15 protein-coding genes are annotated in these 12,920 nt (G+C 65.9%); 10 read left to right on the forward strand and 5 right to left on the reverse strand.

Annotated features, from left to right (window positions below; translation table 11 throughout):
• Window positions 1–114: 114 nt before the first annotated feature.
• The 5 genes from Sj15T_RS16600 to pyrE are packed head-to-tail and all read right to left on the reverse strand — an operon-like array spanning window position 115 to window position 3,881.
• A complete protein-coding gene (locus Sj15T_RS16600) occupies window positions 115–1,212 on the reverse strand; it encodes an AI-2E family transporter (RefSeq protein ID WP_013039193.1) in 1,098 nt (365 codons plus the stop codon).
• Window positions 1,213–1,235: 23 nt separating this feature from the next.
• Window positions 1,236–2,129 (reverse strand): signal peptidase I, encoded by an 894-nt coding sequence (gene lepB / locus Sj15T_RS16605; RefSeq protein ID WP_013039194.1) that lies wholly within the window; start codon window positions 2,127–2,129, stop codon window positions 1,236–1,238.
• A 31-nt stretch (window positions 2,130–2,160) separates the two neighbouring features.
• Entirely contained in the window at window positions 2,161–2,562 is a 402-nt protein-coding gene (gene acpS, locus Sj15T_RS16610; RefSeq protein WP_013039195.1) for a holo-ACP synthase, read from the reverse strand.
• Window positions 2,559–3,296 (reverse strand): pyridoxine 5'-phosphate synthase, encoded by a 738-nt coding sequence (locus Sj15T_RS16615; protein WP_007686507.1) that lies wholly within the window; start codon window positions 3,294–3,296, stop codon window positions 2,559–2,561. The genes acpS and Sj15T_RS16615 overlap by 4 nt, the downstream gene beginning before the upstream one ends.
• Window positions 3,297–3,299: 3 nt before the next feature.
• On the reverse strand, window positions 3,300–3,881 hold the full coding sequence (gene pyrE / locus Sj15T_RS16620; protein ID WP_013039196.1) for an orotate phosphoribosyltransferase: 582 nt from the start codon (window positions 3,879–3,881) through the stop codon (window positions 3,300–3,302).
• Between the two features lie 290 nt (window positions 3,882–4,171).
• Here pyrE and coxB point away from each other — a divergent pair, with 290 nt between their 5' ends.
• The 10 genes from coxB (at window position 4,172) to Sj15T_RS16670 (ending at window position 12,899) form a co-directional block, all read left to right on the forward strand.
• The gene (coxB, locus tag Sj15T_RS16625; RefSeq protein WP_007688548.1) at window positions 4,172–5,185 is read left to right on the forward strand and encodes a cytochrome c oxidase subunit II; all 1,014 of its coding nucleotides are present in this window, start codon (window positions 4,172–4,174) and stop codon (window positions 5,183–5,185) included.
• Window positions 5,186–5,203: 18 nt separating this feature from the next.
• Window positions 5,204–6,871, forward strand: coding sequence for a cytochrome c oxidase subunit I (ctaD, locus tag Sj15T_RS16630; protein ID WP_013039197.1), 1,668 nt, complete (start codon window positions 5,204–5,206; stop codon window positions 6,869–6,871).
• A 117-nt stretch (window positions 6,872–6,988) separates the two neighbouring features.
• Window positions 6,989–7,909 (forward strand): heme o synthase, encoded by a 921-nt coding sequence (locus Sj15T_RS16635; RefSeq protein WP_013039198.1) that lies wholly within the window; start codon window positions 6,989–6,991, stop codon window positions 7,907–7,909.
• Window positions 7,906–8,037 carry a hypothetical protein gene (locus Sj15T_RS16640; RefSeq protein ID WP_007688554.1) on the forward strand — a complete coding sequence of 44 codons (132 nt, stop codon included), beginning with the start codon at window positions 7,906–7,908 and terminating at the stop codon, window positions 8,035–8,037. The genes Sj15T_RS16635 and Sj15T_RS16640 overlap by 4 nt, the downstream gene beginning before the upstream one ends.
• Window positions 8,037–8,612 (forward strand): cytochrome c oxidase assembly protein, encoded by a 576-nt coding sequence (locus Sj15T_RS16645; protein WP_013039199.1) that lies wholly within the window; start codon window positions 8,037–8,039, stop codon window positions 8,610–8,612. Before Sj15T_RS16640 ends, Sj15T_RS16645 begins: the two co-directional genes overlap by 1 nt.
• Window positions 8,613–8,648: 36 nt before the next feature.
• Entirely contained in the window at window positions 8,649–9,479 is an 831-nt protein-coding gene (locus Sj15T_RS16650) for a cytochrome c oxidase subunit 3 (RefSeq protein WP_007688559.1), read from the forward strand.
• Between the two features lie 72 nt (window positions 9,480–9,551).
• On the forward strand, window positions 9,552–9,962 hold the full coding sequence (locus Sj15T_RS16655) for a DUF983 domain-containing protein (RefSeq protein WP_013039200.1): 411 nt from the start codon (window positions 9,552–9,554) through the stop codon (window positions 9,960–9,962).
• Window positions 9,959–10,585, forward strand: coding sequence for an SURF1 family protein (locus Sj15T_RS16660; protein WP_013039201.1), 627 nt, complete (start codon window positions 9,959–9,961; stop codon window positions 10,583–10,585). The genes Sj15T_RS16655 and Sj15T_RS16660 overlap by 4 nt, the downstream gene beginning before the upstream one ends.
• Window positions 10,586–10,627: 42 nt before the next feature.
• Window positions 10,628–12,028, forward strand: a complete 1,401-nt coding sequence (thrC, locus tag Sj15T_RS16665) for a threonine synthase (protein WP_013039202.1) — start codon at window positions 10,628–10,630, stop codon at window positions 12,026–12,028.
• A 1-nt stretch (window position 12,029) separates the two neighbouring features.
• Window positions 12,030–12,899: a class I SAM-dependent methyltransferase gene (locus Sj15T_RS16670; RefSeq protein ID WP_007688563.1), complete on the forward strand. Its 870-nt coding sequence runs from the start codon at window positions 12,030–12,032 to the stop codon at window positions 12,897–12,899.
• Window positions 12,900–12,920 lie beyond the last annotated feature (21 nt).

The following is a 12,920-nucleotide window of genomic DNA, read 5'->3' on the forward strand; positions in this document are numbered from 1 at the left end:
AACGCTCCCTACGGCGCAACCTGCTCCTGCGAAGGCAGGAGTCCAGTTCAGGCGGTGCCATGGTCCACTAGGGCAGGACTAGGCTCCTGCCTGCGCAGGAGCAGGTTGCATACACTACCCCGCCACCGGAACCGCCGCGCTCCTGCCGTTCTCCGCCTCCAGCGCCTTCGACCGCTCCTCCAGATAGACCTTGATCATCGCGACGATGGGATCGGCCAGGAATAGCCCCATGATCCCGAACAGCGCGCCGAAGAGGATCTGCGCGGCCAGCACCAGCGCGGGCGCCAGGTCGGTCGCCCGCTTGGCCACCATCGGCACGATCAGATAGCCGTCGACGATCTGCACCGCCAGATAGACCCCGAAAGCGTAAAGCCCCGCATCCACCCCGGCGGAAAAGCCCACGAGCACGATCAGCACGCCCGAAATGATCGATCCGATATTCGGCAGGAAGGCGAACAGCCCGGTCAATATGCCCAGCAGCCCCGCCATCGGCACGCCGCCCGCCCACAGCAGCAGCCAGGTGCCGCCCCCCTCCACCGCCATGCCGATCAGCCGCCCGAACATCAGCCGCCGCAGCGTCCAGCCCATCCTGTCGGCAATGGCGTAGAAGCGGTCGCGCCTGTCCATCGGCAGCATCCAGGCGACGCCTCGCTCATAGATTTTGGGTTCTATCGCGATGAATATGGCCAGCACCAGCATCATCACCCCGCTGGTGACCGCGCCGACCATGGTCCCGACCGCCGCCGTCACCCGGCCGAGCGAGCTCATCGCCTGTTGCGCCAGGCTCTTGAAATCCTCCGGCCCCAAATCCCCCGGCATGGTGGTGACGCCCAGTTGCTGCAACCACTGGCCGATCCGGTTGACCTGCGTCTCGACGATCACCCGCATCGCCTGCGCCTGCGCGGCCAGGCTCGATCCGGTAAGGTAGAAGGTATAGACCAGGAAGGTCAGCGCGGCGACCAATATGATGGCCAGCCGCCAGCCCCGCCCGATGGGCATCAGCCTGCCCAACAGCCGCGTGCCGCCGTCCATCATCGTCGCCAGCACCAGCGCGCCCATGATCAGCATGATCGGCTGGGCCAGCAGCACCAGCAGCGCGATGGAGATGCCCATGGCGAACCACACGCCCGCCCGCTTGACCTCATGCTGGACCAGCGGGCTGCGCAATTCGCTGGGACCGGGTTCCTCTATGTGGATTTTCGTCCCGCTCAACCCAAAGCCCCTATCCGAAACGCTTATTTCGGCGGGGTAACGCTCGCCGGGCGCAGGCTGTTCCCCGCGCGGCCAGCGCGGAAGGCATGGAGCCAGCTCAGCGGGTTCCAGGACGAATCGCCGTCCAGCGAGAAGGTGATGAACTCAGCCCGGCCGCCGATCGCTTCCCACGGCACCGGCCCGCCCAACCCGTTTTCCTCCAGCGGCGCGCGGCTGTCCGCGCTGTTGTCCCGATTGTCGCCCATCAGGAAGACATGGTCCGCCGGAACCCGCACCGGCCCGTACCAGTCCAGCGTGCTCGGCCCCATGTCGATGGTGACATAGCTTTTGCCGTTGGGCAGCACCTCCTGCCGCACCGGCAGTTCGCACCAGCTTCTGCCGCTCGCGTCCGTCACCAGCGCGCCGGGGAACTGCATGGGCGGGCAGGGCGCGTTGCCGTCGACGGGGATGCGGATGGGCTTCAGCACCCTCTGCCGCACCGGCACGCCGTTCAGCACCACCTGGCCGCCGCGCACCTCCACTATGTCGCCGGGCAGGCCGATGACCCGCTTGATATAATCCTCCCGCTTGTTCTGGGGCGAGACGATGACGATGTCGCCTCGTTCCGGCAGGCGCCCGAAAATCCGCCCTTTCAGAAAGGGCAGCGGATGGAAGCTGGGGGACACGTAGGACCAGCCATAGGGATATTTGCTCACCACCAGCCGGTCGCCCTTCAGCAGCACCGGCATCATCGATTCGCTGGGGATGTAGAAGGGCTTGGCGACGAAGCTGTGGAAGGCCAGCACCGCCAGGATCAGCAGGGTGATGCTTTTAACCTCCTGCCACCAGTTCACCGGCGTCTTTTCCGGTTCGGAAGCCGGGCTGCCGGGCTGGTCGGATGAGGCGGAATCGTTTTCGGTCATGTCGGCTGCCGTCATGGGAGGATTTCCGGCTGGAGAGGTGCGACGCTTATAACGGCAGGGCTTCGATAATCACAAAGGCCTGCGCCCATGGATGATCGTCGGTGAGCGTCAAGTGAACGACCGGCCGGTGCCCCGCGGGAACCAGCGATTCCAGCCGGGCCAGCGCTCCGCCCGTCAAATGCAGCGTCGGCGCGCCGCTGGGGCCATTGACGACGCCGATGTCCTTCATGAACACGCCCTGCTTGAACCCGGTGCCGACGGCCTTCGAAAACGCCTCCTTGGCGGCGAAGCGCTTGGCGAGCGTGCCCGCCTTGGTGAAGGGACGGCGATTGGCCTTGGCCTGTTCGACATCGGTGAACACGCGCTTTTCGAACCGCTCGCCGAAACGGTCGAGCGAATTCTCGATTCGCTCGATATTGCAGAGGTCGGAACCCAGGCCGACGATCAACGCGCCAGGTCCATCTGGCGGCGCATTTCGCGGATGCTGCTCTCCAGCCCGCCGAAGATCGCCTCCCCGATCAGGAAATGCCCGATATTGAGTTCGGCGATCTGCGGGATCGCCGCGACCGGCCCGACATTGTCGAAAGTCAGGCCATGGCCGGCATGGGGTTCGATGCCGTTCTTCGCCGCCAGCGCGGCGGCGTCGGCCAGCCGCCGCAATTCCTCCGCCCGTTCGGACCCTTCCAGATGCGCGTAGCGGCCGGTGTGCAGTTCTACCACCGGCGCGCCCAGGCGCATGGCCGCCTCGATCTGCGCGGCGTCGGGTTCGATGAACAGGCTGACGCGCACGCCCGCCTTGCCCAGCGCGTCGACGATCGGGTGGAGAGCGTCGATCTGCCCGGCGGCGTCCAGCCCGCCTTCGGTGGTCCGCTCCTCCCGCTTTTCCGGCACGATGCAGGCGGCATGCGGCCGATGCCGCAGCGCGATGCCCAGCATTTCCTGCGTCGCCGCCATCTCCAGGTTCAGCGGCACCGTCAGCGCCGCCATCAGCGTGGCGATGTCCTCGTCCCGGATATGCCGCCGGTCCTCGCGCAGATGGGCGGTGATGCCGTCGGCGCCCGCCTTGGCCGCCAGCAGCGCGGCCTTGACCGGGTCGGGATGCGTTCCCCCGCGCGCGTTGCGGATGGTCGCCACATGATCGATGTTGACGCCCAGGCGCAGATGAGCGGGGGTTCGGGACATGGGCTACTGCTTCCGGCTGCCGGGCTTGATCGCCGGGATCGCCGCCAGTTCGGGCGGGATCTGGTCGGCGTCATAGACCGGGAAGTTGATGCTGACGAGCGGGTAGAAGGGCACGCCCAGCTCCACCTCTCCGGCGGAACGGTCCACCAGCGTGGCTTCCGCTATGACGATGCCGCCTTCCGCCGCGACCGCCTCTATCGCCTGGCGGGAGGACAGGCCGGTGGTGACGACGTCCTCCACCATCAGCACCTTTTGTCCCGGCGCGATGGAAAAGCCGCGACGCAGTTCGAACCTGCCCTCCGGCCGCTCCAGGAACACGGCGTCCTTGTCCAGCGCGCGGCCGATTTCATGGCCGATGATGAGTCCCCCCATCGCCGGGGATACCACCAGGTCGATTTCCTGCCGCAATTCGCGCGGCAGCTTCTGCACGGTGGCGCGGGCCAGCCGTCCGGCGCGTTCCGCGTTCATCAGCACGCGCGCGCATTGCAGGTAGTTGGCGCTGCGGCGGCCGGAGGACAGGATGAAATGCCCCTCCAGCAACGCGCCCGCAGCCCTGAATTCCGCCAATACTTCCTCGTCGGTCATTCTTGTCTTCGATCCATTCGCCCGTGCCGCCCGCTTCATGCGCGATGCGGCGCGCCTTTCCCGTCATGGGTCGCCCCATGATCTCGCCCCATGTTTGCGCGGTTGCGCGCGGGGAGCGAGATAGGCTCACCAACTAGGCGTTGCAACAGCGAAGAAAATCTGGTTGTGGAACCTTGAGGCGTTACAAAAGATGCTTATAAGCCGCGGCAGACCGATACGGGCGGGGGGGACGTGTATGCGTGCGTCTTCGTTGCCGCGGCGCCAAGGGGTTACGGGGTAAGAAGACGCTTATGAACAAGGTGAAATCGCTCGTTCTCGCCGGGTTGTTGGCCTTTGCGCCGACGCTCGCCATGAACGGTCCGGCGCTGGCCCAGGACAATGCCGCGGTTGCGGCTCCGGCTGCCGGGAATGAAGCTGTGGCCGCTGATTCGGCCGGCAATGCAGCGGCTCCCGCCGCGGAAGCCGCGCCCGCCGCGAAGGTGGCCGCGCCGCCCCGGATGAAGCCGACGCCGGGCATCGGCATGCCCATGCCGGGTGAAATCACTCTCCAGAAGCAGTTTTCGCCCACCGGGCACACCGCACGCTGGCTGCATGACGTGATGCTGCTGCCGATCATCACCATCATCTCGATCTTCGTGCTGATCCTGATGCTCTACGTGATGGTCCGTTTCCGCCGCAGCGCCAATCCGACGCCGTCCAAGACCTCGCACAACACGGTGATAGAGGTGATCTGGACCGTGGTGCCGGTGGTGATCCTGCTGGCCATCGCGGTTCCCTCCATCGGCCTGCTCGCCGACCAGTACAAGCCCGCGCCTAAGGATGCGCTGACCGTCAAGGTTACCGGCTATCAGTGGTATTGGGGCTATGAATATCCCGACAACGGCATCCCGGAATTCGTTTCCAACATGCTGCCCAAGGACAAGGCGGAGGCGAACGGCGAGCCCTATCTGCTCGCTCCCGACAATCGCCTGGTCCTGCCGGTCGGCCGCCCGATCAAGCTGATCATCACCGGCGCCGACGTCATCCACAGCTTCGCGGTCCCCTCCCTCTGGGTGAAGATGGACGCGGTGCCGGGCCGCCTCAATGAAAAGAGCTTCACCATCGAGAAGCCGGGCGTCTATTACGGCCAGTGTTCGGAATTGTGCGGCGCGCGCCACGGCTTCATGCCGATCGCGATCGAGGCTCTGGAACCCGCGCAGTTCGACCAGTGGCTGCTGTCGCAGGGCGGCACGCTGAAGGGTGCCGCCGCCGCGACCACGGCTGAAGCTGCCGCGCCCGCCGCCGCTCCTGCCGCCAAGCTTTGATGTAAGGGCATAGACGCCATGACCACCATTACCGCAGATCATCACGGCGATCATGCTCATGATCATCATGACGCCGACCACAAGCCGGCCTTCTTCCAGCGTTGGTTCATGTCGACCAACCACAAGGACATCGGCACGCTCTACCTGATCTTCGCGATCGTCGCCGGCATCATCGGCGGCGCGATTTCGGGCCTGATGCGCGCCGAACTGGCGCAGCCGGGCATCCAGTATCTCCAGACCTGGGCGCAGTTCAGCGACGGTCCCGAAGCGACGCTGGACCAGGCCTATCACCTCTGGAACGTGCTGATCACCGCCCACGGCCTCATCATGGTCTTCTTCATGGTGATGCCCGCGATGATCGGCGGCTTCGGCAACTGGTTCGTGCCGATCATGATCGGCGCGCCGGACATGGCCTTCCCGCGGATGAACAATATCAGCTTCTGGCTGCTCATCCCCGCCTTCGTCCTGCTGCTCGGCTCGACCTTCGTGCCCGGCGGCACCGGCAACGGCGCTGGCACCGGCTGGACGGTCTATGCCCCGCTCTCGACCAGCGGTTCGGCGGGTCCGGCGGTGGACATGGCGATCCTGTCGCTCCACGTCGCGGGCGTCAGCTCGATCCTGGGCGCGATCAACTTCATCACCACCATCCTCAACATGCGCGCACCGGGCATGACCCTGCACAAGATGCCGCTGTTCGTCTGGTCGGTGCTGGTCACCGCCTTCCTGCTGCTGCTCGCGCTTCCCGTGCTCGCCGCGGCGATCACCATGCTGCTGACCGACCGCAATTTCGGCACCACCTTCTATGATGCGGCCGGCGGCGGCGATCCCGAACTCTACCAGCATCTCTTCTGGTTCTTCGGCCATCCCGAAGTGTACATCATGATCCTGCCGGGCTTCGGCATCATCAGCCAGATCGTCTCGACCTTCAGCCGCAAGCCGGTGTTCGGCTATCTCGGCATGGCCTACGCCATGGTCGCGATCGGCGTGGTCGGCTTCGTCGTCTGGGCGCACCACATGTTCACCACCGGCATGTCGGTGAACGTGAAGATGTACTTCACCGCCGCCACCATGGTGATCGCGGTGCCGACCGGCATCAAGATCTTCTCCTGGATCGCGACGATCTGGGGCGGCTCGATCAGCTACAAGACCCCGATGGTCTGGGCGCTGGGCTTCATCTTCCTGTTCACCGTGGGCGGCGTCACCGGCGTGGTGCTGGCGAATGGCGGCGTCGACGACGTGCTGCACGACACTTATTATGTCGTCGCGCACTTCCACTATGTGCTCTCGCTGGGCGCGGTGTTCGGCCTGTTCGCGGGCTTCTACTACTGGTTCCCGAAGATGTCGGGCCGGATGTACAACGAATTCCTCGGCCATCTGCACTTCTGGGTGTTCTTCGTCGGCGTGAACATGCTGTTCTTCCCGATGCACTTCCTGGGCCTGTCGGGCATGCCGCGCCGCTATCCCGACTATCCGGAGGCGTTCGCCTATTGGAACAAGTTTGCCAGCCACGGCTATGAGATCATGGCCGCCGGCATGCTGATCTTCTTCGTCAACCTCATCTGGTCGCTGGCCGCGGGCAAGAAGGCGGAGGGCAATCCCTGGGGCGAAGGCGCCACCACGCTGGAATGGACCCTGTCCAGCCCGCCGCCCTTCCACCAGTTCGAAACGCTGCCGGTCATCGACTGACCGCAGCCGGGGGCGTTCCGGTTTGCCGGAACGCCGGGATTGGCGTAAAGGCCGCCAGTTCCTGGAATCAGGCAATCCCGGCACGGTCGCCGCGCCGGGATGCCGCATGAGGAGACTATGGCAAGTTCGCCGTTCATGTCCGAAGGTCCGCTTCCCGTGATTCCCGCGCATTGGCGGGACTTTGTCGCGCTGACCAAGCCCAGGGTGATGACGCTGGTCGTCTTTACCGGGCTGTGCGGTCTGCTCGCGGCGCCGGGGCATATCCATCCGGTGCTGGCCTTCACGGCGATTCTCTGCATCGCGCTCGGCGCGGGCGCGGCGGCCGCGCTCAACCAATGGTATGAGGCGGACATCGACGCGAAGATGAAGCGCACGGCCAACCGCCCGCTGCCCGCGGGCCGGATGGACCGGCAATCCGCGCTGCATTTCGGCGTCGGCCTGTCCTTCTTCTCCGTGCTGCTGATGGGCGTCGCGACCAACTGGCTGGCGGCGGCCGTGCTGGCGGTGTCGATCCTCTTCTACGTCTTCGTCTACACCATCTGGCTCAAGCCCCGGACCGCGCAGAACATCGTCATCGGCGGCGCGGCGGGCGCCTTCCCCCCGGTCATCGGCTGGGCGGCGGTGACGGGCGACATCGGCGCCTTGCCGGTCGCGCTGTTCATGCTGATCTTCTTCTGGACGCCGCCCCATTTCTGGGCGCTGGCCCTGTTCGTGAAGACCGATTATGCGGCGGCGGGCATCCCCATGCTGCCGGTCGTCTCCGGCGAGGTCGCGACCCGCCGCCAGATCTGGTTCTACACCGCGATCATGGCGGTCGCCGCCATGGCGCCCGTGCTGCTGCGCCTTACCGGCCCGATCTACGGCACGACGGCCCTGCTCGGCACGGCGCTGTTCGTCGCCATGGCCTTCCAGGTGCTGCGGCGGCGGGAAAGCGACCCCGCCCACATGGCGCCCGAACGGCGGCTGTTCAAATATTCGATCCTCTATCTCTTCCTCCTCTTCGGCGCGGTCGTGGTCGACCGCTGGGTGTTCGCATGACTCCCGACGAAGACAGGCAGGTCCGGACGCGGCAGAAATCCCGCGCCATCGTGACGGGGGTGCTGCTGGGCGCGCTGGTCATCCTTTTCTACGCGATCACCATCGCCAAGATCGGTGGGGGACAGTGATGGCCAGCCTTCCTCCTTCGCCCTTCGACCGGGATCGCCGCAACCGGCGGACGATGATCGGCATGGCGGGCGTGGGCCTTGCCATGCTGGGCCTGGGTTTCGCCTCGGTTCCGCTCTACCGCATCTTCTGCGAGCGGACCGGATTCGGCGGCACCACGCAGCGGGCTGACGCCGATGTGCAGGTTGCAGAAGCGGCGGGGCATCGCATGTCGATCCGCTTCGATTCCAACGTGACGCCGGGCATGCCGTGGCAGTTCCACCCGGAACGCCACACCCAGACGGTGACGGTCGGCGCCCGGAACATGGCGATCTTCGTCGCGAAGAACCTGTCGGACCGGCCGGTCACGGGCACCGCCACCTTCAACGTCACGCCATCCCAGGCGGGCGCCTATTTCACCAAGATCCAGTGCTTCTGTTTCACCCAGCAAACGCTACAGCCGGGGGAGCAGGTGCGCATGCCGGTGATCTATTATGTCGATCCGAAGATATTGACGGATGCCGACAATAAGGACACGCAGGAAATCACGCTGAGCTACACCTTCTATCCTGTTGAGCAGGATAAAAAGCCAAGCTAAGGCACAATCATAACGCGAACGGGGATGAGAAACGTCATGGCAGGCGCCAAGAACCACGATTATCATATTCTTCCGCCCAGCATCTGGCCCTTTTTCGGCTCCATGTCGGTGCTGGTCATGGCTTTCGGCGCGATCATGTGGATGCATCCGGACGCCACGCCGGCTGGCGGCGGCTGGGTTTTCCTGATCGGCCTCGCGGGCGTGCTGTTCACCATGTATAGCTGGTGGGCCAATGTCATTACGGAGGCGCATGCCGGCGACCATACGCCGGTGGTGCAGCTCCACCTGCGCTACGGCATGATCCTGTTCATCGCATCGGAAGTCATGTTCTTCGTGGGCTGGTTCTGGTCCTTCTTCGACTTCTCGCTCTTCCCCAGCCAGTTGGCGCCGATCGAGGGGATGTTCCCCTCGAAGGGCATAGAGGTGATGAACGCCTTTGAACTGCCGTTGCTCAACACGCTGATCCTGCTCTGCTCCGGCACGACCGTGACCTGGGCGCACCACGCCCTGATCCATGGCGACCGGGACGGGCTGAAGAAGGGGTTGACGCTGACGGTCATCCTGGGCGCGCTCTTCTCCGCGATCCAGGCCTATGAATATGCCCATGCGCCTTTCCCCTTCGGCGGCAGCCCCTACAGCTCGGCCTTCTACATGGCGACCGGCTTCCACGGCTTCCACGTGCTGGTGGGCACGATCTTCCTGATCGTGAACCTGATCCGCGCGCATCGGGGCGATTTCACCCCGCGCCAGCATTTCGGCTTCGAAGCCGCCGCCTGGTACTGGCATTTCGTCGACGTGGTGTGGCTGTTCCTCTTCGTCGCCATCTATGTCTGGGGCGGCTGGGGCGCGCCGGTCCACGGCGGCTGATCCTCCCACCAATGAGTGCACGAATAACGGCCGGACCTGTTCCGGCCGTTTTCTTTTTGGGCGGCGGGCATTATGCCTGACGCCATGTCCGCCCCCGATCCTCATCCGCCTGCGCCGCAGCCCTTGCTGATCGGCGCGATGGCAGGCGCCTGCCCGCAATGCGGCGCGCCCACACTGTTTTCCGGCCCGGTCCGTTTCGCCCCATCATGCCGCGCCTGCGGAATGGATTACGGCCAGTTCAATGTCGGCGACGGCCCCGCCGCCTTCCTGACGCTGATCATCGGCGCGCTGATGGTGGCGATGGCGCTGATATTGGAACTGAAGGTCCACCCGCCGCTCTGGCTGCACCTGCTGCTCTGGACGCCGCTCACCGTGGCGGCGGTGATGGGCAGCCTGCGCGTGGCGAAGGGCGCGCTGCTGATCCTGGAATATCGCAACAAGGCGCGCGAGGGCCGCCTGATCGCAAGGGACCGCGAAGCATGAGCCGCCGCCTGCCCCTCATCCCCACGCTGATCGTCGCGGCGGCGGTGCTGGTCATGATCGGCCTCGGCGTCTGGCAACTCCAGCGCCGCGCCGAAAAGGAAGCGACGCTGGCCCTGGTTGCCGCCAATCCGGCCAAGCCGCCCGTCGCTTTCCCGGCCCATCCGCCGGTGCCGCCCGAACTTCTGTTCCGCCGCTCCTCCGCCCATTGCCTGCGCGTGGTCCGCTGGCGTAGCGAGGCGGGGCGCGCCGCCGACGGATCGGTCGGCTACCGCTATATCGCCGAATGCGCGACCGGCGCGGAAGGCCCCGGCGTGCTGGTCGCGGCGGGCGTCGCGAAGACGCCTGACGCAAGGCCCCAATGGCAGGGCGGCCAGATGCGCGGCTGGATAGGGGAGGAACCCGATCACCGATCCCTTCTGTCGCGCATCGGCGGCCAGGCCATGCCCCTTCGCCCCATGCTGATCGCCGGGGAGCCGGTGCCTGGCCTCAAGCCGCTGGCCCCGCCCACCGCCGCCGACGTGCCCAACAACCATCTGGCCTATGCCGGGCAATGGTTCTTCTTCGCCGCCATCGCGGCGATCATCTACCTGCTCGCGCTGCGCAGACGGACGCCGCGACCTTAAATGCTTGCCCGAAGGCGCGTCGAGCGCTACCGGGCTACCCCCATGCACTATGTGAGCACCAGGGGAAGCGCGCCCGCGCTCGGGTTCGAGGATGTGACGCTGGCCGGGCTGGCGTCCGATGGCGGACTTTACGTTCCGGAAAGCTGGCCCAGCTTCTCCGCCGACCAGATTCGCGCGCTTTCGGGCCTGTCCTATGTCGAAACGGCGGTGCGGGTCATGGCGCCCTTCGTCGCCGGATCGCTCAATGAAGAGGAACTGCGCGAATTGTGCGCCGCCGCCTATGGCCGGTTCAGCCATGATGCGGTGACGCCGCTGGTGCAGCTCGACCATCGCCACTGGCTGCTGGAACTGTTCCACGGGCCGACCCTGGCGTTCAAGGATGTGGCGCTGCAACTGCTCGGCCAGTTGTTCGAACGCTTCCTGTCGCGGCGGGACGATCATCTGACCATCGTCGGCGCGACGTCCGGAGACACCGGGTCGGCGGCCATCGACGCGGTGGCGGGGCGAGAGAAGATCGACATCTTCATGCTGCATCCCGACGGCCGCGTGTCCGACGTGCAGCGCCGCCAGATGACCACCGTGCTGGCGCCCAACGTCCATAATATCGCCATCGACGGCAGCTTCGACGACGCGCAGGCGCTGGTGAAGGCGATGTTCAACGACGCCGATTTCGCGCGCCGCTTCAACCTGTCGGCGGTGAACAGCATCAACTGGGCGCGGCTGATGGCGCAGGTCGTCTATTATTTCTACGCCGCCGTGCGCCTGGGCGCGCCGGACCGGGCCATCGCCTTTTCCGTCCCCACCGGCAATTTCGGCGACGTGTTCGCAGGCTATGTCGCGGCGAAGATGGGCCTGCCCGTCGCGAAGCTGATGGTCGCGACCAACGTCAACGACATCCTCCACCGCGCCTTGGCGGAGGGCGACTATAGCCAGGGCCAGGTGGTGGCGACCGCGACCCCCAGCATGGACATCCAGGTCAGTTCGAACTTCGAACGGCTGCTGTTCGACGCGGGCGGCCGCGACGGCAAGGCGCTCGCCGAACAGATGAAGGGCTTTGAAGCCAGCAAGGCGATGCGCCTCACCAACGCCCAGCGGGATGGCGCGTCCGCGCTGTTCACCTCGGCGCGGGTCGATGCCGACGCCATGACCATGGCGATGCGCTGGGCCTATGACGCGGCGGGGCAGGTGATCGATCCGCACAGCGCCATCGGCCTGGCGGCGGCGCGCTCGATCGACCTCGATCCGGCGGTGCCCGTGGTCACGCTGGCGACGGCGCATGCGGCGAAATTCCCCACGGCGGTCGAGCGGGCTACCGGCATCCGCCCGTCTCTGCCTTCGCGGGTGGGCGACCTGTTTGCGCGGGAAGAGGCCTATGCCAAGCTGCCGGGCACCTTCGAAGCGGTCACCGCCTATGTCGCGGGGCGGGCGACGCCGAGGGGCTGAGGTGAACCTCCAGACCCTTCCCGGCGAACCCTGGTCCGATTACGGCCTGATCGATTCGGGCCATGGGCGGAAGCTGGAACGCTATGGCCGTTATCGCTTCATCCGGCCGGAGCCGCAGGCCATGTGGGCGCCCGCGCAGGACGACTGGCAGGCCGACGGCGAATTCATCCCCGGTTCCGACGAGGAAGGCGGCGGGCGCTGGTTCTACGAACGGCCCGTCCCGGCCGAAGGCTGGCCGCTGCACTGGCAAGAGGTGACGTTCCAGGCCAGCTGCACGCCCTTCCGCCATCTGGGCTTCTTTCCCGACATGGCCCCGGTCTGGGACTGGATGCGCGGCAGGATCGCGGACAAGGACCAGGCGCAGGTCATGAACCTGTTTGGCTATACCGGCGTCGGCACGCTGGCGATGGCGGCGGCGGGCGCGCAGATGGTGCATGTCGACGCTTCCAAGAAGTCGGTGGCGCAGGCGCGGGCCAATGCGGCGCTGTCGGGGCTGGAGGATCGCCCGGTCCGCTGGATCGTCGACGACGCGGCCAAGTTCGTGGCGCGGGAGGTGCGGCGCGGCCGGCGCTATGACGGCATATTGCTCGATCCGCCCAAATATGGGCGTGGCCCCGATGGCGAGGTCTGGCGGCTGGAAGAGGATCTGCCGGGACTGATCGCGCATTGCCGCCAATTGCTGGACGCGGACAGCCGCTTTCTGTTCCTGACTGTCTATGCCGTCCGCATGTCGGCGCTGGCCATCGGGGAATTGCTGCGCCAGGCCTTTGCCGATCTGCCGGGCACCGTGGAAGCGGGCGAACTGGCGGTGCGCGAAGAGGCGCGCGGATTGATGCTGCCCACCGCGATCTGGGCCCGGTGGAGCCGCTAAGTCCATTCCGTCATTGGGCGA

The organism is Sphingobium sp. TA15, from assembly GCF_037101235.1.
Lineage (GTDB): Bacteria > Pseudomonadota > Alphaproteobacteria > Sphingomonadales > Sphingomonadaceae > Sphingobium > Sphingobium indicum.

Coding starts and splice junctions, on each gene's coding strand:
- pyrE (WP_013039196.1), bottom strand. CDS start 3,881: ATGACCGACGAGGAAGTATTGGCGGAATTCAGGGCTGCGGGCGCGTTG.
- lepB (WP_013039194.1), bottom strand. CDS start 2,129: ATGACGGCAGCCGACATGACCGAAAACGATTCCGCCTCATCCGACCAG.
- Sj15T_RS16615 (WP_007686507.1), bottom strand. CDS start 3,296: ATGTCCCGAACCCCCGCTCATCTGCGCCTGGGCGTCAACATCGATCAT.
- Sj15T_RS16650 (WP_007688559.1), top strand. CDS start 8,649: ATGGCAGGCGCCAAGAACCACGATTATCATATTCTTCCGCCCAGCATC.
- ctaD (WP_013039197.1), top strand. CDS start 5,204: ATGACCACCATTACCGCAGATCATCACGGCGATCATGCTCATGATCAT.
- Sj15T_RS16635 (WP_013039198.1), top strand. CDS start 6,989: ATGGCAAGTTCGCCGTTCATGTCCGAAGGTCCGCTTCCCGTGATTCCC.
- Sj15T_RS16640 (WP_007688554.1), top strand. CDS start 7,906: ATGACTCCCGACGAAGACAGGCAGGTCCGGACGCGGCAGAAATCCCGC.
- coxB (WP_007688548.1), top strand. CDS start 4,172: ATGAACAAGGTGAAATCGCTCGTTCTCGCCGGGTTGTTGGCCTTTGCG.
- thrC (WP_013039202.1), top strand. CDS start 10,628: ATGCACTATGTGAGCACCAGGGGAAGCGCGCCCGCGCTCGGGTTCGAG.
- Sj15T_RS16660 (WP_013039201.1), top strand. CDS start 9,959: ATGAGCCGCCGCCTGCCCCTCATCCCCACGCTGATCGTCGCGGCGGCG.
- Sj15T_RS16655 (WP_013039200.1), top strand. CDS start 9,552: ATGCCTGACGCCATGTCCGCCCCCGATCCTCATCCGCCTGCGCCGCAG.
- Sj15T_RS16645 (WP_013039199.1), top strand. CDS start 8,037: ATGGCCAGCCTTCCTCCTTCGCCCTTCGACCGGGATCGCCGCAACCGG.